This window comes from Limnospira sp. PMC 1279.21, assembly GCF_032349615.1.
GTDB lineage: Bacteria > Cyanobacteriota > Cyanobacteriia > Cyanobacteriales > Microcoleaceae > Limnospira > Limnospira fusiformis.
The window spans coordinates 1-404 of the sequence record NZ_JARPLU010000558.1 but is presented as its reverse complement, the minus strand read 5'-3'; the positions used below and the strand labels follow the sequence as shown (position 1 = coordinate 404).

The 404-nt window shown below is 46.5% G+C and carries 1 protein-coding gene; it reads right to left on the bottom strand.

Annotated features, from left to right (window positions below; translation table 11 throughout):
* Positions 1-404 (bottom strand): HEAT repeat domain-containing protein (locus tag P5683_RS25925; protein ID WP_315669524.1); only part of this gene is annotated, 404 nt, incomplete at both ends.

Genomic DNA, 404 nt, shown 5'->3' with positions numbered 1-404 from the left:
GGGGTCTTTTCATTCTCAGTGGTGCGGATAATTTCGAGCAAACCAGCGATCGCATCGGGATTTCCCTGTCCGATTTTCCCTAAACTCTCTACTGCCTGATAACGGGTATATTTATCCTCAGTGGTGCGGATAATTTCGACCAATACAGCGATCGCATCAGGATTTCCTTGTCCGATTTTCCATAAACTTTCTGCCGCCTGAATACGGGTCTTTTCATTCTCAGTGGTGCGGATAATTTCGAGCAAACCAGCGATCGCATCGGGATTTCCCTGTCCGATTTTCCCTAAACTCTCTACTGCCTGATAACGGGTATATTTATCCTCAGTGGTGCGGATAATTTCGACCAATACAGCGATCGCATCAGGATTTCCTTGTCCGATTTTCCATAAACTTTCTGCCGCCTG